At 59.8% G+C, this 21,331-nt stretch carries 24 protein-coding genes; 16 read left to right on the top strand and 8 right to left on the bottom strand.

The features are described 5' to 3' along the window. Nucleotides 1-6 precede the first annotated feature (6 nt). Nucleotides 7-1,194 (bottom strand): cysteine desulfurase-like protein, encoded by a 1,188-nt coding sequence (locus Q0X23_RS10265; RefSeq protein ID WP_297860200.1) that lies wholly within the window; start codon nt 1,192-1,194, stop codon nt 7-9. A 287-nt stretch (nt 1,195-1,481) separates the two neighbouring features. Then, complete coding sequence (fabF, locus tag Q0X23_RS10270; protein ID WP_297860201.1) at nt 1,482-2,711, bottom strand: beta-ketoacyl-ACP synthase II; 1,230 nt, start codon at nt 2,709-2,711, stop codon at nt 1,482-1,484. A gap of 177 nt (nt 2,712-2,888) precedes the next feature. Between fabF and Q0X23_RS10275 the strand changes: the two genes are divergently transcribed. From Q0X23_RS10275 to cysE, 3 genes are all read left to right on the top strand, one after another. Next, on the top strand, nt 2,889-3,626 hold the full coding sequence (locus Q0X23_RS10275) for a YebC/PmpR family DNA-binding transcriptional regulator (RefSeq protein ID WP_297860202.1): 738 nt from the start codon (nt 2,889-2,891) through the stop codon (nt 3,624-3,626). Nucleotides 3,627-3,628: 2 nt separating this feature from the next. Continuing rightward, on the top strand, nt 3,629-3,769 hold the full coding sequence (locus tag Q0X23_RS10280) for a hypothetical protein (protein WP_297860203.1): 141 nt from the start codon (nt 3,629-3,631) through the stop codon (nt 3,767-3,769). A gap of 125 nt (nt 3,770-3,894) precedes the next feature. Then, entirely contained in the window at nt 3,895-4,443 is a 549-nt protein-coding gene (gene cysE / locus Q0X23_RS10285; RefSeq protein WP_297860204.1) for a serine O-acetyltransferase, read from the top strand. 273 nt (nt 4,444-4,716) lie between these two features. Here cysE and queA read toward each other — a convergent pair whose 3' ends face one another. From queA to Q0X23_RS10300, 3 genes are all read right to left on the bottom strand, one after another. Continuing rightward, entirely contained in the window at nt 4,717-5,736 is a 1,020-nt protein-coding gene (gene queA, locus Q0X23_RS10290) for a tRNA preQ1(34) S-adenosylmethionine ribosyltransferase-isomerase QueA (protein ID WP_297860205.1), read from the bottom strand. A gap of 146 nt (nt 5,737-5,882) precedes the next feature. Continuing rightward, complete coding sequence (locus Q0X23_RS10295) at nt 5,883-6,458, bottom strand: NYN domain-containing protein (protein ID WP_119341709.1); 576 nt, start codon at nt 6,456-6,458, stop codon at nt 5,883-5,885. Between the two features lie 493 nt (nt 6,459-6,951). After that, complete coding sequence (locus Q0X23_RS10300) at nt 6,952-7,641, bottom strand: hypothetical protein (protein WP_297860206.1); 690 nt, start codon at nt 7,639-7,641, stop codon at nt 6,952-6,954. A gap of 114 nt (nt 7,642-7,755) precedes the next feature. Here Q0X23_RS10300 and Q0X23_RS10305 point away from each other — a divergent pair, with 114 nt between their 5' ends. From Q0X23_RS10305 to Q0X23_RS10350, 10 genes are all read left to right on the top strand, one after another. Further along, nucleotides 7,756-9,252 carry a lipopolysaccharide assembly protein LapB gene (locus tag Q0X23_RS10305; protein WP_297860207.1) on the top strand — a complete coding sequence of 499 codons (1,497 nt, stop codon included), beginning with the start codon at nt 7,756-7,758 and terminating at the stop codon, nt 9,250-9,252. 126 nt (nt 9,253-9,378) lie between these two features. After that, on the top strand, nt 9,379-10,137 hold the full coding sequence (locus tag Q0X23_RS10310; RefSeq protein ID WP_297860208.1) for an S-adenosyl-l-methionine hydroxide adenosyltransferase family protein: 759 nt from the start codon (nt 9,379-9,381) through the stop codon (nt 10,135-10,137). 87 nt (nt 10,138-10,224) lie between these two features. Continuing rightward, on the top strand, nt 10,225-10,416 hold the full coding sequence (rpmF, locus tag Q0X23_RS10315) for a 50S ribosomal protein L32 (RefSeq protein WP_119341713.1): 192 nt from the start codon (nt 10,225-10,227) through the stop codon (nt 10,414-10,416). Between the two features lie 250 nt (nt 10,417-10,666). Continuing rightward, nucleotides 10,667-11,644, top strand: a complete 978-nt coding sequence (locus tag Q0X23_RS10320) for a beta-ketoacyl-ACP synthase III (protein ID WP_119341714.1) — start codon at nt 10,667-10,669, stop codon at nt 11,642-11,644. A gap of 69 nt (nt 11,645-11,713) precedes the next feature. Beyond that, nucleotides 11,714-12,628 (top strand): ACP S-malonyltransferase, encoded by a 915-nt coding sequence (gene fabD, locus Q0X23_RS10325; protein WP_297860209.1) that lies wholly within the window; start codon nt 11,714-11,716, stop codon nt 12,626-12,628. A gap of 247 nt (nt 12,629-12,875) precedes the next feature. Further along, the gene (gene fabG, locus Q0X23_RS10330) at nt 12,876-13,613 is read left to right on the top strand and encodes a 3-oxoacyl-[acyl-carrier-protein] reductase (protein ID WP_297860210.1); all 738 of its coding nucleotides are present in this window, start codon (nt 12,876-12,878) and stop codon (nt 13,611-13,613) included. 77 nt (nt 13,614-13,690) lie between these two features. Continuing rightward, nucleotides 13,691-13,924: an acyl carrier protein gene (gene acpP, locus Q0X23_RS10335; RefSeq protein WP_119341717.1), complete on the top strand. Its 234-nt coding sequence runs from the start codon at nt 13,691-13,693 to the stop codon at nt 13,922-13,924. A gap of 326 nt (nt 13,925-14,250) precedes the next feature. Next, the gene (locus Q0X23_RS10340) at nt 14,251-15,096 is read left to right on the top strand and encodes a transposase (RefSeq protein ID WP_297860211.1); all 846 of its coding nucleotides are present in this window, start codon (nt 14,251-14,253) and stop codon (nt 15,094-15,096) included. Between the two features lie 340 nt (nt 15,097-15,436). Next, entirely contained in the window at nt 15,437-15,664 is a 228-nt protein-coding gene (locus Q0X23_RS10345) for a cold-shock protein (RefSeq protein ID WP_027876425.1), read from the top strand. 311 nt (nt 15,665-15,975) lie between these two features. Continuing rightward, nucleotides 15,976-16,449, top strand: a complete 474-nt coding sequence (locus Q0X23_RS10350) for a GNAT family N-acetyltransferase (protein WP_297860212.1) — start codon at nt 15,976-15,978, stop codon at nt 16,447-16,449. 107 nt (nt 16,450-16,556) lie between these two features. Here Q0X23_RS10350 and Q0X23_RS10355 read toward each other — a convergent pair whose 3' ends face one another. The 3 genes from Q0X23_RS10355 to Q0X23_RS10365 all read right to left on the bottom strand — a co-directional run bounded on the left by Q0X23_RS10355 (nt 16,557) and on the right by Q0X23_RS10365 (nt 18,637). Beyond that, the gene (locus tag Q0X23_RS10355; RefSeq protein ID WP_297860213.1) at nt 16,557-16,793 is read right to left on the bottom strand and encodes a DUF1653 domain-containing protein; all 237 of its coding nucleotides are present in this window, start codon (nt 16,791-16,793) and stop codon (nt 16,557-16,559) included. A gap of 75 nt (nt 16,794-16,868) precedes the next feature. Next, nucleotides 16,869-18,005 carry an acetoin utilization protein AcuC gene (locus Q0X23_RS10360; RefSeq protein WP_297860214.1) on the bottom strand — a complete coding sequence of 379 codons (1,137 nt, stop codon included), beginning with the start codon at nt 18,003-18,005 and terminating at the stop codon, nt 16,869-16,871. Further along, complete coding sequence (locus Q0X23_RS10365; RefSeq protein WP_297860215.1) at nt 18,002-18,637, bottom strand: CBS and ACT domain-containing protein; 636 nt, start codon at nt 18,635-18,637, stop codon at nt 18,002-18,004. The genes Q0X23_RS10360 and Q0X23_RS10365 overlap by 4 nt, the downstream gene beginning before the upstream one ends. Before the next feature lie 143 nt (nt 18,638-18,780). Here Q0X23_RS10365 and Q0X23_RS10370 point away from each other — a divergent pair, with 143 nt between their 5' ends. The 3 genes from Q0X23_RS10370 to Q0X23_RS10380 all read left to right on the top strand — a co-directional run bounded on the left by Q0X23_RS10370 (nt 18,781) and on the right by Q0X23_RS10380 (nt 21,266). Beyond that, complete coding sequence (locus Q0X23_RS10370; protein ID WP_297860216.1) at nt 18,781-20,439, top strand: hypothetical protein; 1,659 nt, start codon at nt 18,781-18,783, stop codon at nt 20,437-20,439. Nucleotides 20,440-20,442: 3 nt separating this feature from the next. Next, nucleotides 20,443-20,844 carry a hypothetical protein gene (locus tag Q0X23_RS10375; protein ID WP_297860217.1) on the top strand — a complete coding sequence of 134 codons (402 nt, stop codon included), beginning with the start codon at nt 20,443-20,445 and terminating at the stop codon, nt 20,842-20,844. 101 nt (nt 20,845-20,945) lie between these two features. Then, nucleotides 20,946-21,266, top strand: a complete 321-nt coding sequence (locus Q0X23_RS10380) for a hypothetical protein (RefSeq protein WP_297860218.1) — start codon at nt 20,946-20,948, stop codon at nt 21,264-21,266. Nucleotides 21,267-21,331 lie beyond the last annotated feature (65 nt).

Genomic DNA, 21,331 nt, shown 5'->3' on the forward strand with positions numbered 1-21,331 from the left:
GGCAGTTTAGTCGCTGCCCTTTAATCCTGCAATGAGCTTGTCCAGGTCGGCCTGGGTGGTGTAGTGCGCGATGGAGGCCCGAATAGCGCCGTCGGGCCACAGGCCCAGGGCCTGCATGGGCATGGTGGCGTAGTAGTGCCCCGCCGCGACCCCTACCCCCACCTGGGCCAGGCGTTCGGCCACCCGAAGCGGGGGCTGCCCCTCCAGGTTGAAACAAAACGTTCCCACCCGGCCCTTGACGGTGGACATTCCATAAAGCTTCAGGCCCGGAATCTGTTGCAGGCGCTTTAAGGCTTGCTCGAGCAGGGGTTGCTCGAGGGCCTCAATCTGGTTGTATGCCTCGATTAGCCCTTCGCGCCCGGGCTTCCCGCCTCCCAGCTCATCCCGCAGGTAGGCCAGCGTACCCAGCCAGCCGGCCAGCCCTTCGTGGTTGTTGGTGCCGGGCTCGAACTTGAGCAGGCTATCGTTGGGGATGAACCAGAGCTTGTCGGTGGGCAACTGGGCAATAAGCTCCTCGCGCACATAGAGGAAGGCCAGGTGTGGGCCAAACACCTTGTAGGCCGAGAAAAAGGCCATGTCCACCCCCATAGCCCGAACATCGGGTAGGTGGTGGGGGCTATAGTGCACCAGGTCGGTAATGCACCAGGCCCCTACCGAGTGGGCAATCTCGGCGGCAGCGGCCACGTCTGGGGTGGTGCCCAGCGAGTTGGCCGCCGAGGTAACGGCCACCAGCCTCGTTCTGGGCGAGACCAGGGCTCGCAGGTCGGCGGGTTCTAGCCGGCCGCCTTCGTCCCAGCGGGCCTTCCAGACCCGTACCTGCACCCCCTTTTCTTGCAGGTTGCGCCAGGGCGAGGCGTTGGCTTCGTGCTCGAGCTGCGAAATCACCACCTCGTCGCCCTCGCTAAAGAGCCGCGAAAAGGCCCTCGAGAGAATAAAAGTAAGGGCCGTGGCGCTTGGGCCAATGGCCACTTCGGCGGGCTTGCAGTTGAAAAAGGTAGCGGTTTCTTCTCGAGCCTGTTCGCGCACCCGGGTTGCTGCCTGGGAGCCGGGGTAGGGCATGCCTACGTTGCAGCTCGAGGTAGCTAAAAACTGTGCAATACCCTCTATGCACTGCTTAGGAACCTGGGCCCCTGCGGCGTTATCCAAAAAGCTAAAGCCTCTGGCCAGCGCGGGAAAATGGGATTGAATCAGCATGCCCGATTCTACAGGTTATACCAGATTCGGTTAGTTCGGCGCCGGATGGCGGCGAACTAACAGGGCCGAAGTTATCCGCGTAGCGGAGGGCGATACCGCCCCTTGGAAGGGAGACGCTTTTTTCGCCGACCGATAGGGAGGGGTGTGCTCTAGGATTCAAAAAGATAGCCTCTAGGGGTCTTTGATTTGGATGATTATCTTTTTGAATCCGGTATTATTGCTGCTCTAACCTCTCCCAAAAGCCTGAGCAGCGACAAAACGCACCAACCCGACTTGGAATCTTGGCCTCAAACCCGCTTGAACAGCAACGTGGCGTTCATGCCCCCAAAGGCAAAGGAGTTCGAGAGGGCGTACTCCACCTGTTTTTCCTTGGGGGTATTGGGCACGTAATCCAGGTCAAGCTCGGGGTCGGGGTCGTCCAGGTTGATGGTGGGGGGTAGAATCCCGCTCACCAGCGCCTGAACGCTGGCAATGGCCTCGATGGCCCCCGCCGCCCCCAGCAGGTGCCCAATCATGCTCTTGGTAGAGGAGACCGATAGCTTGTAGGCGTGCTCGCCAAAGACCTTCTTGATGGCCAGGGTCTCGGCCTTGTCGCCCACGGGCGTGGAGGTGCCGTGGGCATTGATGTAACCCACCTGTTCGGGGCTAATCTGGGCGTCCTTGAGAGCAGCCCGCATGGCTAGGGCTGCGCCGGCCCCTTCGGGATGCGGCTCGGTGATGTGATGGGCATCGGCGCTGCGGCCAAAGCCTACCAGCTCGGCGTAAATTTTGGCACCCCGGGCTCTGGCCCGCTCGTACTCTTCCAACACCACGACCGCTGCCCCCTCGGATAGCACAAAACCATCGCGGCTTTGGGTAAAGGGGCGGCTGGCTTTCTCGGGCTCGTGGTTGCGGGTCGAGAGGGCCCGCATGACCCCGAAGCTCCCGATGGCCATCTCGGTCACCACCGCTTCGGTGCCGCCGGTGAGCATGACATCGGCCTCACCCAGTTGAATAACCCGAAAGGCGTTGCCAATTGCATCCGAACCCGTGGCGCAGGCGGTGACCACCGTGGAGGAAGGCCCCATAAAGCCATATTTCATGGCCAGCTGGCCCGAGGCCATGTTGGCAATCATCATGGGAATGAAGAAAGGGGAGAGGCGGGTGCCGCCCTTCTCAAAGAGCACCTTGCTCTGTTCCTGCCAGGTAATCATGCCCCCGATGCCCGTTCCGATGAGGGTGCCGATACGGGTGCGGTCTTCTTTTTCTAGTTCTAGCCCCGAGTCCTGTAAGGCCAGATGCCCGGCTATCAGGGCCAGCTGGGTGAAACGATCCAGGCGGCGCAGTTCGCGCTTGTCAATGTACTCCTCGGGGTTGACGTCTACCTCGCCAGCAATCTGGACGGGATAGTTCGAAGCATCGAACTGGGTGATTCGCCGGATGCCCGACTTGCCCAAAAGCTGGGCTTCATGGAAGGCTTTGGCTCCAATGCCGTTGGGGGCTACCGGGCCAAGGCCGGTGACGACGACACGACGCATAAAGGCCATTATAGAGCACCGATGCGGTTGGTCTAGGCACATGCTTCATTTATTGATTAGGGACGGCCATGGCACGGCGTTGGCAGCAGGTTCGGTTAGGATGTATGCTTTTTGCCACAGTAAAAAAGCGCCTTTCCTTAGCTGGTGCTGCTCGCTTATACTAAAGAACGGTGATTTATGGCTGGCCATAGCAAATGGGCACAAATTAAGCGCAAAAAAGCTGCCAACGACCTCAAGAAGGGAAAGATCGTTAGCAAATACCTGCGTCTGATTGCAGCCGCGGCTAGAGCAGGGGGCAGCGCAGACCCGGCGGCCAATGTTAACCTGCGCAACCTGATTGAGGCGGCCAAAAACGCAGACGTTCCCAACGACAATATTGAGCGCCTGCTGAAGCGTCTGGCCGGTGGTGATGATGAAGGTAGTCACTATGAAGAGGTGGTCTACGAGGGCTATGCGCCGGGCGGGGTAGCCATCATCGTCAATGCCCTTTCGGATAACAGAAACCGCACGGCCTCCGAGGTGCGCCATATTTTCACCAAACACGGGGGTAGCCTGGGGGCTACAGGATCGGTCTCGTGGCAGTTTGACCGGCGGGGCTATATCTGGATTGAACCCAATACCGAAGCAGCCCAGGAGGCGGCCATCGAGGCCGGGGCGCTCGACCTCCAGGAAAGCGAGGAGGGTTTGGAAGTCTACACCGACCCTCAAGAGGTCTATGCGGTAGCCAATGCTTTAAAGGCCAAAGGCTTCAAACCAGAGGACACCGAGATCACCATGGTGCCCCAAAACACCCTAAGCTTGAGCCAGGAAGAGGCCGAAAAGGTATTGCGCATGGTAGAAGCGCTGGAAGAGCTTGACGACGTGCAAAACGTGTACACCAACCTGAACCTCGAGAACATCTCGGTAGAGGCTTGAGCATGCGCCAAGCCCAAGAGCACGCCCACAGCATAGATGCCTATATTGAAGGCAAGAGCGATATGATCCTGGCCATGCTGGCGCAAACTGGCTTTGAGGAGGATCAGCTGGACTCCATTCGAGAGCAGAACCGTGCGAAGTGAAGTGTTTTGGTGTAATAGGCAACCGGCTCACAGCATCTGGTAAAGACGTGGGCTAGCCTAGGACTGTTCGGGAGTATTTGCCGGGCCGACCCTCGCATGCTAAATGTTGGTTGTGGATTTGAGCCATGATGCGATTGATCGAACGCCTCAAAGAAGATGTGCAGGCTGTGCTCGAGCGAGACCCTGCTGCCCGGGGTGCCCTCGAGGCCATCCTCTTTAGCCCCGGAATGCATGCTTTGTGGATGCACCGGCTTAACCACTGGCTCTGGCGGGCCAATTTCAAATTTCTAGCCCGCGTTCTGGCCCACCTGACCCGCATGCTCACGGGGGTCGAAATCCACCCCGGTGCTCGGATTGGCCGCCGGGTGGTAATTGACCACGGCATGGGCATTGTAATTGGCGAGACCGCCGAGGTAGGCGACGATGTGATGATCTACCACGGCGTGACTTTGGGGGGTACGGGTTTTACCCGGGAAAAGCGCCACCCCACCATAGGGAATGGGGTGTTGCTGGGAGCCCATGCGGTGGTTTTGGGGCCTATTGTGGTGGGAGCTGGGGCCAAAGTGGGAGCTGGGGCCGTGGTTACCAAGCCGGTGCCTCCTGGCGCTACTGCGATTGGCAACCCGGCTCAGATTATCGTTCGGGAGTCCAAACTCGAGCCCGTCGAAGCCTAGAGCGCTCTTTACATATTTTGGTTCATCCAGCTGTAAGGAAGCTTTGTCCTGGACAGAAAAGTGTCCGTTTGGAAACATGAAACCCAAGTACCTGCGGGCCAGGCCCGGCCCACGTTTTGAGTGCATTACATGGGTCTGCCAGGGAATGGCCTGGGCCATTGCACTACATGGCTAACCTGATCCAGACCCATTCTAGGTTTCGCGGGGAACCGTATCTGCGAAGAGCGCGATAAATTCCCGGAATCCTGAGCCCTGTTCCCTTAACCCTGACCCCTATAAAATCAACATTGCATCTCCCAGGCTATAAAACCGGTAGCGTTCAGCCACGGCGGTCTGGTAGGCCCGTTGCATGAGTTCGTGCCCCATAAAGGCCGAGACCAGCATCAGCAGGGTGGATTTGGGCAGGTGGAAGTTGGTGACTAGGGCTTCTACCACGTGGTACTGGAACCCCGGACGGATGAAAAGCTGGGTCTCGCCAGCACCGGCCTGAACCTGCATACCGTTCCAGGCGGTCTCGAGGGTTCGTACCACTGTGGTTCCCACAGCAATAACGCGCCGCCCCTCAGCCTTGGCCTGGTTGATGGCCTGGGCTGTAGGGCGGGGCACCTCGTAGGGCTCCAGGTGCATGTGGTGCTGGTCGGGATCGTCCTGTACCGGCTTGAAGGTGCCCGGCCCCACGTGAAGGGTGACGTAGCAGATGGTGACCCCCAGCCCCCGAATCCTGTCCAGGAGCTCCGGGGTGAAGTGCAGCCCGGCGGTAGGCGCGGCCACCGAGCCGGGGGTTTGGGCATAAACGGTCTGGTAGCGTTCCGGGTCTACCGAGGCTCGAATGTAAGGGGGGAGGGGGGGCTTGCCCATGTTTTCCAGGTGCTCCCACACATTCCCCGCAAAGCGCAGCAGCCGGGTGCCATCTTCTTCCACGGCTTCCACCGTGGCCTGTAGGTCATCTGCAAAGGTCAGTACGGAGCCCACCCTGGCCCGCCGTGCTGGTTTCAGCAGAGCCTCCCACAAACCGCCCGATCCCGCATCGGCGGAGATTTCCCGCACCAGCAAGACCTCGAGCAAGGTGCCGTATGGGTTGGTGGCAAAGGTGCGGGCGGGAATAACCCGGCTTTCGTTCAGTACCAGTACGTCGCCAGCCCTAAGGTATTCGGGCAGGTCGCGGAAAATCCGGTGCTCAATCTGGCCGGTGCTGCGGTGGATCACCATCAACCGCGATGCGTCGCGGGGCTCGGCGCCGCTCTGAGCGATGAGTTCGGGGGGTAGGTGGTAGTCGAAGTCCTCGAGGTTCATAAAACGTCACTGCCAGCAGGTCTCAGGCCGATAAGGCAACCGAGCAGAAGTCCACACATTCGCCTGGCCACTCGAACAGTCTCGATGGCTTTGCTGCCAAGGCTCACACACGCGGTTGACTGGCAATAGAGCGATGATTGCAGATTTCACTCAGCTCTGGGGATCAAGGTCCGTTCCCGCTCCTTGCTGGGCACAAAGGCGTTCTCGATTTCGGGCAGGTGGATGAAGCGGTCTACGGCGTCAATCAGCTTTTGCGAGGTGGTCTCCTTGAAGGCAATCACCTCGACCCGGATGCCCCGCTCCATCAGCACCTCCACAATATCCACAAAGTCGCCGTCGCCGCTCCCCAGGACCACCACATCCAGGGTGTGCATGAGGCGTACCATATCGGCGGCGATGCCCATATCCCAGTTGCCCTCGTAGATGGGCTTGCCCTCGTCGGTGGTTTCCTTGAGGGTCAGGTTCATGCGCCGTACCCGGAAGCCGATGGTGGAGAGCTTGTAGATGAAGGGCCAGGCCGAGGTGTCGTGTTCGCGTTCGACCACATATGCGGTGGCCCGCACCAGCTGGCGGTTACCGATGGCAAAGCGCATCAGGCTCTCAAAGTTGACGTTCTGCCCGTAGTAGTCGCGGGCGGAGTGGTAGAGGTTTTGGGTATCTACAAACAGACCTACGCGTTGATTGGGGCTCCAGCCTGGCACACGGCCAAAAGGGTCGTTCATGAAAGCTCCTCTAAAAAGTTAGATTCTGTAAAACCTGGGCATTGCCCAGCGAAATTGTATCAAAACCCTAACACAAAAGGTTGCTCTTTGGGATTTGGGACAGGGTCGGTGCGTGAACCCTCACAAACCTCAGCCAGGGGTGTTTCAGACGCCTGGGGTTGCAAAAATGCTCGTAGCAAGGCGAGATGGCTGGGTGTTATGCCCCCACCTAGCCTCCCCCGTTGGGGGAGGAAGGCGTGGATTTACTTTATGCACCAGCCCTGGGATTTGGGATGATCGGCTGGTATTAAACACTTTACCCTCTTCTTATGGCGGGAAGGATAGGCTACAGCCACATCTAGAGAAAAAAACCGAGATCAGGTGTAGCCGGTTGAAAGGGCTGATACGCGCCTATTCTCTGAGCAGGCTATCCCGCCCAGAGGTATCCCTTGCCACGCAGGATAGATTCGGATAAGCCTGTGAGCTGTGGGTGAAGAGGTCCTTCCAGCTGGCTTTAGCGTAACGCCGCCATTTCCCGGCGGGCCCGCTCCTGGTCAAAGCGGTCGGCGGCGGTTTTGGGGGCGATGGACAGGGCGGCCTCGTATTGCTTGCGGGCGTCTTCCTTTTTGCCCTGGGCGGCCAGTACCCCGGCCAGCTCGACCTTGTGGATGATGGTCTGGGGCTCGAGCTGAATGGCCTCGTTGAAGAGCGGCACAATCACGTTGCCGTTAGCCCCATACAGCCAGCCCACGTTCTTGGAAATGAGCGAATGGTGCCACAAGGCCAGCGCGACCTTGGCCCCGGCATGGCGGGGGTTCAGGCGGAGGGTTCGGTCCAGATTGTCCTTAATGCTACTGGCCAGCCCCAGGCTTTCCAGAATGCCCCGGTATTGCGAAAGGCGGCCCTGGGCGCGGGCCAGTTCAAAATAGGCCTCGGCATTGTTGCTATCGGCTTGAATGGCCCGGCGGGCAGCGGCTTCGGCCCGGCCAAACCAGTCGGCTTTTTCGCTGTCCTTGGCCTGGTAGCCCGCATAGTAGCTGGCTGCTTTGGCGGCCAGAACCAGCCCCTCGGCACTGCCGAGGCGCAAGCCGGCTTCGTAGGCTTCCTGAAACTTCCCTTCATCCACCAGTTTTTCCACTGCACCGGCGTTTTGCGCCAAAGCCAGAGGTAACAACAGCACCAGCGAAAGCACCAGACCCTTCATACCTATAACCTCCTTGGGGGTTTAACGGCCCAAAGCCGACAACCGTACGGCATGGATTCTACCGGATGTGCATCTGAGGGCAAGAACTTTGCACCGGCATGTTACACTACCCCCATGATAGCGTTACGAGCGGTTCCTTTTGCCGTGGGAATCGCCCTATTTGCGTTCACGGCTTTTGCCCAGTTGGGGGCCGAGGGCTACTACACCCAGTGCAAGGCTCTGTACGACCAGGGGGTGCGGGATAGCGCCCGGGCCACCTGCCAGCTTGCGCTGGTGGCCGACCCCAACCACCTGCCCAGCATCAAACTGCTGGGGCGAATATACCTGGAAGAAAACAACCCCGGCGCAGCCCAGCCCTTCCTTCAGCAGATGATCCAGCTCGCACCGCAAGACCCCGAAGTAGCTCTGCTGGATGCTCGTTTTCTGCTCTTGCAGGGTCGCCCGGCCGACGCTCTGGCCCGGCTGCCGCGCGGTTTGAACACCGAGGCAGTGCTGTTGAGGGCCCAGATCAACGAAGCGCTGGGCCGCTACGAAGAGGCCTATGCCACTTTCCGCCGGGTGACTGCTTCGGAGGAAGCCCGGCTGGGTGCCGCCCGCCTGGCGGAGCGGCTGGGACGCCCCCAGGAAGCGCTGGGCTTGTTAGGTAATAGCCCAAAAGAACAGCTGACCAAAGCCCGTCTGATGTGGCTATCGGGCGATACCCGTGCGGCAGCAGAGGCCCTCGAGGAAGTTCTGCCCCGCTTGGGGCCCCTGGAAGGTGACTACACCCGAACCCTGGGCCTGCTGGCGATGGTCTACTACGGGTTGGGCGAGTTCGATAAGGGCTCGCTGGTCTTGCGGCAGTTGTCCTCGAGGATGAGCCTGCCCAGCAACCTGCTGGGCAAGGTCTGGCCCTGGTTGGTGGTGTTTTTGATATACCTGGGGCTGGTGCTCTACGGTGAGAGCCGCATCGAGCCCATGCGCACGGTGGAGATGGGTAACGAGCGACGCTTTGGCCCTGGCTCCATCCACCTGTGGCTGATGCTGGCGCTGGTGCTGGCAGGGCTGGCCGCTGTGGGGATTGGACAGCTTCTCTACCAGAACCTGCTGGCCCTGTTCACCCCTTTTCAGGGTCAGGTGGTGCGTCCGGTATTCTATTTCCTGCTGGGCGTATTTGCGCTCCTGATTGCTTACCAGAATGTCAGCCGAGAAGGTATGCAAAACGCCCTAGGGCCGCGCTCGAGCTGGGTCGAGGGCACCTGGGCGGGGCTGGTTTTGCTGGCCTTGCTGGCTCTGTATGCCTATATGGCCAAACCCCTGGGGCTGAGCGGACTGGGCACCATGTACCCCATCTTTTTTGGGCTGGCCTTGTTGGAATTGGTCATTCGTGGGGTGGGTTATCCGGTCTTTAAGGAGCGCTACAAAGAGCTGAGCAACTTCATGATCCCGGTGCTGTTTGCCCTGGCGATTCCCGGCCCAACGGCCTTCTTCCTGATGGCCAGCCTTTTCCTGGGATGGCTCTATATGCGTACCAAGGGGGCCCTGGCCGGTGCTACGGCCTGGGTGTTGGCTGGGCTGATTCTGGCTTTGATTGCCAACCTGCCCCTTACACGCACGTTGCTGGGTAGCTGAGGTGAGGCCCAAGGCTTAAAGCGCCTGTATTGTGAGATTGATCAGAGTGGTCAATACCCGATAGTCCACGGCCTGTAGCTGATTGACCTGCGCCCTGCGACATTTTTTTGGATAGACTGCGGGTAGATGCGGGAAATTTTCTTTCTATCTGACTTTGGTCTGGCTGATCCCTACGCCGCGGTGGTCAAGGCGGTAATGCGACAAACCGCCCCTGGGGTGGCCGTGCACGACCTGGCCCATAACCTCCCCCCAGGCGACCTGAACCGGGCTAGTTACATTTTGTATGAGTCGGTGCCCTATCTACCTCGGCAGTCGGTGGTGCTGGCGGTGGTTGACCCGGGGGTGGGCTCGAGCCGCAGGGCAGTCTTGGTGGTAGGGGAGCGGCTTTGCTATGTGGCGCCGGACAACGGGCTCCTCACCCTGGCCTATCTGCAAGACCCGCCCCGGAAAGCCTATCTGCTGGAGAACCCCGCCTACCACCTGCCCCGCAAATCGGCTACCTTCCACGGGCGGGATGTGTTTGGACCGGTTGCCGCTCACCTGGCGGCGGGGGTTGAGCCTTCGCGCTTTGGCCCGGAGCTGCCGGTATCCGAACTTGTACATTTGCCCATTCACTTGAACTTTGGCACCCACGGCGAAATCCTGACCTTTGACCGTTTTGGTAACGCCATCACCACCCTGCTGGCCACGCCTGCCCAGATTCGCGGTAAAACGGTACGCATCCGCTACCACCGCATCCCCGTCGCCACGCACTATGCCGAGGTGCCGGTAGGGAGTGCCCTGGCCTATGTGGGGAGTGCGGGGCTTTTGGAGGTGGCGATTCACCTGGGCAACGCCCGCGAACAGCTCGGCCTCAAGCAGGGCGACCAGGTGGAGCTGGGTTGACCTTTTGGGCTTCAGCTTGTAGATTGGAGAGCGGTTTGTCGGAAGCAACCCGCCGGGGTTGTTCATTACAAAAGGAAGTGACCTGAGATGGCCAAGCACCCAGTACCCAAGAAAAAAGTATCCAAGTCCCGTCGGGACATCCGCCGCGCTGCGGTATCCACCCTGACGGCCCCCACCCTCATCAAATGCGCCAACTGTGGGGCCATGATTCCCCCCCACACCGTTTGCGATAGCTGCGGCTACTACGCTGGGAAAAAGGTTCTGGAAATCCGGGCCTAGGTCCTCAAGTTCTTCAGCACCCCAGACCAACAGAAGTTGCCGTCTGGGGTGCTGTCTTTCCGGTGCATTGAGGGCAGGCGTTGGTTTAGGGAGATGGCAGGGGAAATCCCCTGAGGTTATCCTCTAGATTGAAGATGAAACAAGCGCATCATCTGAACTTGGTTCAAGCCACATCCCGGCACGAAAGTGTGCGGGGGTGTTATCTTTGTTGGAGTGCCCAGAGCTTTATGGGCGGTTTTAGGAGGCAACGTTGAACATCGGTATCCTTGCCCTTGGCACCTATGCTCCCGAGCGGGTGATGACCAACCACGACTTCGAAAAGATTCTGGACACCTCCGACGAGTGGATCGTCAGCCGTACCGGTATCCGTGAACGGAGACTGGCTGCTGAGGGGGAGTTTACCTCACACCTGGCTTTTCGGGCAGTAGAAGACTTGATTCGCCGCCACGGGCGCAGTGCCCTGGAGGGGGTGGATCTGGTAATTGTGGCGACCAACACCCCCGATGCTCTTTTCCCGGCTACGGCGGCCCTGGTGCAGAACCGCTTTGGCCTGAACGCGGGAGCCTACGACCTTCTGGCCGGCTGCCCCGGCTGGGGCTATGCCATTGCCCAGGCCCACGCCATGGTGCAGAGTGGTCTGGCCCGCAAGGTGCTCACCATTGGTTCAGAGACCCTCTCCAAAATCCTCGACTACACCGACCGCTCCACTGCCGTGCTGTTTGGCGATGGGGCCGGGGCGGCAGTGATTGGCCCGGTGCCCGAAGGCTATGGTTTCAAGTCGTTTGTGCTGGGGGCCGATGGTTCGGGGGGTAAGGAACTCATGTTGCGTTGCATTGCCGACAAGCTGCCCGATGGCAGCCCCATGGGGCAGTACGCCTACATGAACGGGCGCGAGGTTTTCAAGTTCGCGGTGCGGGTGATGAACACGGCCACCCTCGAGGCCATTGAGAAAGCCGGTCTCCAGCCCGAGGACATCAAGTACCTGATTCCCCACCAGGCCAACGCCCGTATCATCGAGGCTGCCCGTGAGCGCCTGGGGTTGCCCCCTGAGCAGGTCTGGGTCAACGTAGACCGCTATGGCAACACATCTACGGCCTCCATGCCCATCGCCCTGCAAGAGGCCCTGGATGCTGGCCAGATCCACAACGGCGACCACATTCTGTTTGTTACCTTTGGCGCCGGTCTGACCTGGGCAGCCAGTGTGATGACCTGGTGGCAGCCGGATTGAGGCGGAATGCCGAAAGCCCCCAACAGAGTTTGCGGTGCAGCTTCGCCGTTTTTGAGATGGAGGTGAGGAATGATTGCAGCGTTGTTCCCCGGCCAGGGGTCGCAAGAAATCGGTATGGGCAAGGCTTTGTACGAGGGCTCGAGGGCGGCCCGCGAGGCCCTGGATCGGGCGGAGGTGACCCTGCCCGGATTACTCCGTCTGATGTGGGAAGGCCCCGAAGAAGAGCTCAAGCTAACCGCGAACCAGCAGCCCGCCTTGCTGGCCGTGGGGTATGCGGCTTTTGAGGCCTATCGGGAAGCGGGTGGACCTCCCCCCGATTTTGCGGCGGGCCACAGCCTGGGCGAGTGGACGGCCCACGTGGCAGCCGGAACCCTGAGCCTGGAGGATGGTTTGCGCCTGGTACGTAAACGCGGCGAGTACATGCAGGAGGCTGTGCCGGTGGGGGCAGGAGCGATGGCGGCGGTGCTTAAGGTGCCGGCCCAGACCCTTCAGGAACTCATTGCTGGCATAACCGGGGTGGAGGTGGCCAACTACAACTCACCCGAACAAACCGTAATCTCCGGAACCGCTGAGGGGGTGGCCCAGGCTGCCGAGGTGCTCAAAGGCCACAAAGCCCGGGTGATACCCCTGCCGGTTTCGGCTCCATTTCACTCCTCGTTAATGCGGCCTGCGCGGGATCGTCTCCACGCCGATTTGTTCCAGGTGGAGATGCATTCGCCTCGCTTTCCGGTTTATTCCAATGTGCTCGCCCAGCCCGAGACCCGGCCCGCCCTGATTCGGGAACTGCTTTTGGAGCAGATTACCCATGCAGTGCGCTGGGTAGAAATTTTGCAACATCTTAAGCAGAAGGGGGCCAAGACCTACCTCGAGTTCGGTTCGGGTAAGGTTTTGACTGGCCTGGTAGGGCGGACGCTGGATGGGGTTGAAGCCCGCAGCCTTACAAACCCGAGGGAGATTGCCGAGCACCTGGCGGTGGTCAGGTAGGTTCTCTGGCATGGAGCAGATACCTTTTTGGATTGCCCGACATGATACCGGATTCAAAAAGATAATCATCCAAACTAAAGACCCCCAGAGGCTATCTTTTTGAATCCTAGAGCACTCCCTTCGGTCGGGTTAGTTCGCCGCCGGATGGCGGCGAACTAACCGAATCTGGTATAAGGCCTGCGACAGGGGCCTACAGGCTCAAAAATGACAGCCAGAACTGGCGTTTGTTGGGCAAAGGAGAGGAACGATGCGAAAAGCGCTGGTAACAGGTTCTTCGAGAGGAATCGGTAAGGCTATTGCGCTCGAGCTGGCCCGTCGGGGTTATGCGCTGGCCGTACACTATGCGGGCAACCAGGCGTCTGCCGAGGCTACGGCTGCCGAAGCCAGGGAGCTTGGTGCGAGCCAGGTGGTGGTTCTGGGGGCCGACCTGAGCAGCCCGCAGGCCGCTCAGAAGCTTGTGGCGGATGCTAATACGGCCCTGGGGGGCCTCGAGGTTCTGGTCAACAATGCCGGCATCACCCGCGACACCCTGCTGATCCGCATGAAAGACGAAGACTGGGACACCGTGATCGCCACCAACCTGAGCGCCATCTTTCACACCACCCGCGAGGCCATCAAGCTCATGATGCGGGCTAAATGGGGCCGGGTGGTCAACATCAGCAGCGTGGTGGGCATTCTGGGTAACCCTGGTCAGGCCAATTATGTGGCGGCCAAGGCGGGTCTAATTGGCTTTACCAAATCGGTGGCCAAGGAGTACGCCACCCGGGGCATCACGGTCAATGCAGTGGCGCCAGGTTTTATCGAGTCGGACATGACCGCCAAGCTGCCGGAGAACGTGGTGGCCGAATACCTCAAACAAATTCCCGCGGGGCGCTTAGGCCAGCCCGAGGAGGTGGCCAAGGCAGTAGCTTTTTTGGCTTCGGACGATGCCGCTTATATCAATGGACAGACCCTGTGTGTGGATGGCGGGATGACCCCACACTAAAGCCAAGTCCCTAGGCTGGTTTTGATGTGGTAGAATCCCGCACGGTAGAGCAAACCCTGACCGATGGAGGTTGAAGTATGGCTATCCTAGACGATGTAAAAGAAGTAATCGTAGACAAACTGGGCGTAGACGCAGACAAAGTAGTGCCTGAGGCTCGCTTTATTGAAGACCTGGGCGCAGACAGCCTCGATACGGTAGAACTCATCATGGGTCTGGAGGACAAGTTCGGTCTGGAAATCTCCGATGAAGACGCGGAAAAGATCCGCACCGTACAGGATGCGATCAACTTCATCCAGAGCAAGCAAGCCTGAAGGTTGTTCTGCTCGAATAGGCTTGAGCAGCTGATGTAGCGGGTTGGCATACAACTGTCTGCCAGACAGAAAAAGCGGTTCTGGGAGCGCAAAGCGCCCTTCATACCAGATTCGGTTAGTTCGGCGCCGGATGGCAGCGAACTAACAGGGCCGAAGTTATCCGCGTAGCGGAGGGCGATACCGCCCCTTGGAAGGGAGACGCTTTTTTCGCCGACCGACAGGGAGGGGTGTGCTCTAGGATTCAAAAAGACAGCCTCTGGTGTTTTTCTATTCCTTCGTGTGCTACTTGATCTGGACCCTCGGGGTGTGAAAAAAGAGGGGGTGCTATGCTTCCAGACCGAGAGCACCCCCTTTACTATCTTGACGCGGAGACCCTCTTGACGGCTACCTACGTCTGGGTGGATGACGAGCTCAAGGCTTTACAGGCCCAGAGCTTCAAGCTCCCCCCAAAGCAAAAGCATCAAAAGGCCACCCTGGCCGAGCTCCTGACCCTCGCTATCTTTTTGCTCCTCCAGGGCCAGGACCTCGCCAAAGGTTACCTGGCCGCCAAGACCACCCTGAAGGCTTACTTTCCCTCCCTGCCCCACCTCTCCCGCTTCTACCGGGTGCTCCAAAAAGCCCACGTCCTTTGGGCCCATCTCGCCCATCGTTTGGCCGGGGGAGAAGGCTTGCTCCAGGTGGTGGACCTCAAGCCCCTCCCCCTGGCCCACGGACAGCGTATCCACGGCCTCGCTCTCCCCGACGCCGCAGTAGGGGTAGGACCCTTGGGGGCCTTCGGCGGATACGTCCTCATGCCGGTGATGAACGAGCGGGGCCTCTTTTTTCGCTGGCTCATCCTGCCCGGCAACGCCCGGGAGACCTGGGGGAGGGAGCTGGTGGAGGGCTTGCCTGCGGTCTTGGGAGACCGAGGCTTTCGCTGGGTCCAGGGGGTCAAGACGCCGCCCTATCGGGTCAGGGGAGGAAGGGTGGTGGAGACGGGGTGGAAAGGGTGGATGGGGAGGGTCAGGAACTGGATAGAGACCCGCTTCAGCGTGATGGTGCGGTCTTTGGGGCTTCACCGGATTGAAGCCCGCTCCTACTGGGGCTTGGTGGCCCGGGTGAACCTGATCCTTCTGGTGCACAACCTGATTCGGAGCCGGGTACTGCTGAGGATGGCTGGGGTGGAGCTATGAGGTAGCACACGAAGGTATTTTGCAAACTGTTTTTTTTGAATCCGGTATAACATGCATCTCGACCCAGACGCATTCTCGTGTTTGCGGGCAGCAAAGTCTGTGAAGGGTGCGATGGACTTTGAGTTTTAACACGTGCTAGACACACCGCACTTCGGAGTGCTATCTTGAGGCGTCTGGGAGTTCTCTGAGGTGGCCCATGTTGTTCGTCCGCAAGGTCTGGCTATGGTAGGTACTGTCTCCATGGCCCAAAAGGCGGGCGGGTAGTCTTTGGGTAGTTCAGCGCCTTGGTCCTGGGCCGGGTTACGTACTGTAGCAGGGGTTGCCCGTGGTAAGGAGCAGTATGCAAAAAGGCAAAGTGAAGTGGTTCAATGCGGAAAAGGGCTATGGCTTTATTCAGCGTGAAGAAGGAGAGCCGGACGTATTTGTGCACTACAGTGCTATTCAGTCCCGTGGCTTCCGCACCCTGAACGAAGGCGATGTGGTGACCTTCGAGATTGAGCCGGGCAAGAATGGTAAAGGCCCCCAGGCCGCCAATGTAAACGTGGTGGAAGCGGCCAAGCGTTTTTAGTTAGATATCTCGGCTAAAGAACCCTCGGGAAACCGAGGGTTGTTGTTTTGGGGAGCGGCATTGTGTGCTCGATCAGGCACCCAGGGCCATTCTCCTTAATACCCGGCCCTGCGGTTTTCGCTGTACCCTAACTACTCACCACATGATGTCAGACCCATGTTCAATCGTGCGTCACAATGGGAAGCAGCATCACTTCCTCGCCTTCCGACAATACTCGAAGCCAAAGATTACCTACACGTGATTAACTGCACGAGCCCTGGGTTGCAAATTACAACCAAATCTAATGTTAGCCAATACAATCAGGGCAAACTATGAAAGTCTCTGCACATCTCGACTTCCTGCCCGTTAGTACCGATTCGGCTTCTGTTGTGCATAGCCTTTACTTGAATTGCCCCACTTATATCGCCCTGATTGGGGGCGACACGCCTACCCTCAACGATATTCAGCGCGAGCTCGAGACCCTGCGCCACGATACCCGGCGGCAGGCTTTGTTGTTGCGACAAGAGGATCTTGTGGTAGGTTTCCTCGACTACAAGGTAGCCTACCCCGATCTGCACTCGGCTACCATCAGCCTGTTGCTGATCGATGAAAGCCTGCAAGGACGGGGCCTGGGCAAGGCTGCCGTGGAGCAGCTCGAGACCCTGCTACGTGGCCGGATGGATCGGCTCTACGCTGTGGTGTATGGCAACAACGAACAGGCTAAACGCTTCTGGGAACGGGTCGGCTTTGAGCACCTGCGCGATAGTGGCCCCACCCTGAGCTGGTATGTAAAGCCCTTGAAGTAGCCGTAGCAAGGCTTATCCTTATACCTGGGCCATCAAGGGAACCATGCCCTTTGGCAAAACTGCATTTCCCAATACCTCAGGGAAACTGCAGGGCTTTTGGGACAGCTTCATTGTTCCGAGCTTCCGCTTTCCCCCAGGTAGCGAAACCGGGGCACGGGCTTGCCATCGACCTCCACATCCTGCAAAAACATGCTAAGCGGGCGCACCCAGAGGGTTTCGGGCTCCGTGCCGTAGCGGGTTTCGTAGACCACGTACCACTCCTCGGTCTCGGAATGCCGGGCCAGGCCATGCACCCAGTAGTGCTTGCCCTTGTAGTGTTGGTAGAGGCCAGGTTTGAGTTGCATCTTTACCCGCCTTGCGAAACTTGTCTTATGTAATCTTTACACAAACTACGGCCGGTAACCAGAGCTGTTGTGCGCCTAGTTCCAATAAGGGCGCACCGACTCCAGCATCCGCTCGGTCACCTGGCGGTTGCGTCGCTCAATTTCGGGTTTGCGGGGAATTTCGGGGTAAGCCCCCTCGGGGTCGAGCAGGGTGTGGGTGAGGAAGTGGCCGAGCTGGGTGCCCCAGCGCCTGAGCCAGGGTTCGGGAAGGTGATCGGGCAGGGGCAGGCCTTGCAGGGTCAGGTAGAGGATGGCCCAGATGCGGCTGGTGGCATCCAGGCTATACCCACCGCCCAGGGTATAGAGGGCATTTCCGCCGGAGAAATGGGCAGCGTACTGACGCAGGAGGGGGAAAATTTTGCTATAGGCCCGGGTGGTGAGGAGAATTTCGGCCAGGGGGTCCTGGTAGTGCGCGTCGGCGCCGCACTGGATGACCAGAGCGTCGGGGCGGAACCAACGCAGGGCGGGCTCGAGGCCCATCTGCAGCACCTCCAGGTAGGAGTCATCCTCGGTAAAGGGTTCCAGCGGAATGTTCAGCTTGCGGCCGGTGCCCAGGGCCTTGCCGATTTCGTGGGTGTGACCGGTGCCGGGGTAGAGATAGCGGCCCGATTCATGTATCGAGAAGGTGAGCACACCCGGTTCGTCGTAGTGAATCCACTGCACCCCATCGCCGTGATGCACGTCAATATCAATGTAGGCGACCCGCAGCCCCTGGTTGGTGAGGTGGCGAATGGCCACGGAAAGGTCGTTGTAGACGCAAAAACCCGAGGCCAGGTCTTTCTGAGCATGGTGCAGACCGCCCCCCAGTTGCAAGACCTCCTTGGCCTGGCCGCTCGAGATCATCCGCGCCGCTGTAAGGGTGCCCCCCACCAGCCAGCGGGCGGCCTCGTCCATACCGGGAAAGATGGGGGTGTCGGCGGTGCCGATGCCGTAGTGGTCGAAGTCGGGCGAGTGTTCGCCCCGCCCGGCGGCCTCGACGCGCCGCACGAACGACTCCAGGTGCACGCTGCGCACGTCCTCGCGGGCGGCCTGGGCCGCTTCGACAAAATGCAACGGGTGGCCCAGGTGCTCCAGCAAGTCCAGGAGCATCTCGAGCCGCACCGGGCTAAAAGGATGCTGCGGTCCAAAGTTGTACAGCTTGTACTGGGGGCTATATACGACCGGAACGCTCATATGCTCTTGCCAGGAATTTCGGGGGGCCAGCGCACCTCGTAGCCCTTCTGACGCAGATCTCGGGCTATCTTACGCGTATCCAGTGTGCCCACCCGCACCACTGTGGTGACGGTACCTTCGCCACAGGGGTAGGTCAGCAGGGAGTGGATGTTGATGTTCTGCCGGGCCAGCTCGCCGCTCAGCCGGGCCAGCTCGCCGGGCCGGTCATCGAGGCAGACCTCGAGCCGCCCGCTGGGCTTTTGCACCCCGGTCAGGCGCAAAAGCGCATCCAGCAGGTCAATCCCGGTCACGATGCCCACCAGCTCCTGGCCCTCGAGGATGGGCAGGGCTCCAATTTTGCGCTCCCGCATGACCCGGGCCGCCTCCTCGACCGCATCCAACGGTTCGCCGGTGAACACCGGCCGGGTCATCACCTGCTCGACGGGGGTCTCGGTGGATTTAGCTCCCCCGGGAGCAAAGGGGCTGGTGGCCAGCCGAATGTCGCGGTCGGTAATCATGCCGACCAGGCGGCCCTCCTTCATCACCGGAATGTGCCGAATGTTGCGCTGTAGCATGATGTGGTAGGTGGCCTCGAGGGTTACCGAAGCATCCACCGTCAGCACCGGGCTATGCATCACGTCTTTGACTAACATTTGCTTCAGTCTACGGTATGGCCACCAGGGGCATTTGTCAGGAGGCTGAAAACCAGGAGCCAAACGCTAAAAGCTCTATACTTTGAGCTTGGCAGCGCAAACGCACCAAAGGTTGGCCCTGGATGCTCTACACTTTAGGCTGGATGATTACCCTGCGCTTGCAACTTCTGTGGAACGGCTTTCGCCAGGCCCCGGCTTCAGCCCTGATGGGTCTGTTGCTGGGGGCTGGGCTGGCCTATGGGGCCTGGGCAGGGACAAGCTGGTTTCTGAGCTTCATCTCCAATGAACTCTTTGGCAGCAATACATTTGTGAACCGCCTGGCGGCGGCCTTTACCCGCGATGTGCTGGTGGAGCGCATGCTGGGCAGCCTGCTGCTGGTGCTCTCGAGCTCGGTGGTGCTTTCTGCGCTGCCCAACGCGGTGGCGGTGCTTTACACCTCCGAAGACCTGCCCCTGCACCTGGCCCTCCCCCAGAAGGCCAGCCGGGTTTTTATGTTCAAGGTGGGCGAGGTATTCGTGACCACTGCCCTGCTCCCCACCCTGCTGGTGCTGCCGGTGCTGTTTGCTTATGGGGCACATTACGGCGCACCTCCACTGTTCTTTGCGGGCGCAACCCTGGTGGCCTTAGCCCTGTTCGCCTTTCCGGTGGTGCTGGGGGTGGGGCTGGCCCTCCCGCTGGTGCGGTATGCCCCCGCAGGCCGGGCCCGCGAGTGGGCAGCTGCGCTGGGGGCAGTGCTGGGGGGGCTGCTCATCTTCCTGCTGCGGGCTTTGCGGCCCGAGGTGCTACTCCAGACCAACTTTGCCAACCCGGAGGAGCTCGACCGCTTCCTCCAGACCTTCCGCGACCCCAGCGCCCCCTTTTTGCCTTCGGCCCTGGCCCAGCAGGCCCTCAAGGGGCTTTCCAGGGGCGAGGTAGAGCCACAGTTCTGGTTGTTGCTGGCCCTCTCGGGGGGGCTGCTGATGCTGGCAGGGCTGGTAGCGGGCTATGCCTACCAGCAGGGCTGGGTGCGGGCTTTGGAGGGCACCGTGCGTGAACGCGGGATTTTGCGCCCTGGCCTGCTGGACCGTGGGTCGGCCTCCAGTGTGGCCCTGGCGCTGTGGGTGCGCGACCTGCGCCTGTTCTTCCGCGATGCCAACCAGGCCTCGCAGCTCATTCTGGTGGGGGTGCTGGTGCTGCTATACACCACCAGCCTGCAATACCTGCCCCTGGGCGATACCCGCTTCCAGCTGGTGGCGGGTTTCATGCACCTGGCCTTCCAGGGGTTTGTGATTGGGGGGGTAGGGGTGCGGCTGGCGTATCCGCTTTATAGCCTCGAGGGCCCCGCCTACTGGATGCTCCAGACCGGGCCGGTTTCCAAGCTAACCCTCCTGCTGACCCGGTTTGGGCTGGCCCTGTTCTTCCTGTTGCCGCTGGGCCTGGCCCTGGGCTTGTACTCCCCCCGGGTGATTGGCCTGGACGACAACCTCACCCAAATCTCCTTGATTTTGGCGCTGGCCTCGGCCATTGCAGCCGCTGGCCTGGGGGTGGGCCTGGGGGCGGCCTTCCCCAAGTTCGATGCCTCCAACCCTGCCGAGGTGCCCGTTGGCATCGGCGGCTTTTTGTACATGGGCCTCACCTTGCTGCATGCGGGGCTGCTGGTGGTACTGGCCAGCCGCCCCGTGTACCTGGCCATTACCCAGCGCCAGTCCGACTACCTGGGGAGCGGAGAAGGCCCCTTATGGCTATTAATCGTGGTAGCCACAACCCTTGTTCCGGCTGTACTGATGCTGTGGTTTGGCTACCGCAGAATGGGAGAGAGATAAACTATGCGCATACTGTTAGCACTGCTCGTGTTGGCCCTGGGGGTTGGGCTGGCCCAGTGGCAAAATCGTCAGGCCCTCATCACCGATTTTCGGCAGATGCAGGGGGTCTGGACGGTCAAGCTCGATTATGTCGAGGTGAAGGACTGCAATCGAGACGACTGTCCGGCGGGTATCGAGGTTTCCAACCAGAACCCCCTGATTCGCACCTTTCGCTTCACCCCCAGCACCAAAATCTGGCTGCTCAAAAATGCCGGGGAATACTTCCAGGCCACCCCCCAGCAGCTTATCCAGGGCCTGGGGGGCCGGAATTTTGGCTGGTCTTTTAATAAATACACCCCCTTTTACATCAAGGTTAACGAAGCCCGGCGCGAGATCCTCGAGCTCAAGCAAATGTACCTGCCCTGAGGTTGGTGGGGGGGGGATCTGGGATTGGCTATTCGTTTTGTGGGGCTTGCCTGAACAGGCATTTTTCTGCTACGGATAAAAAATACAACCCTCTGCGCCTGATGATCTTGGCCAGCCTGGTACTTTACTTTATCTACCTGGCCAACAAGCCACAAAATGAAGCTGTTTCTAGCCAAGCACAGCCAGTCCCGGTTACAAAACCAACTACCTGCAATGCCCGGGTTGAACAGGTGGGGCTATCCAACTACGAACTCCGCCTCCGCATCAGCGGGGCCGCCGAAAGTATCGTCGTTTACACCGAGCAGGGCAACCTGACTGCCAGCACAACCGAGGTCGGCAGCGCCGGTGAGTATCGTATCCGTACCCCTGGCCCGGCTACGGCTATTCAAATCGATGACTGTTCGGCGCTTAACCTGAGGTAAGCGCCAGCCCTGGACGATCTGCCATAAGGCTAGATCGATTTGATATCTCTAATCAGCATGGAAGG

It is taken from the genome of Meiothermus sp. (assembly GCF_026004115.1).
GTDB lineage: Bacteria > Deinococcota > Deinococci > Deinococcales > Thermaceae > Meiothermus.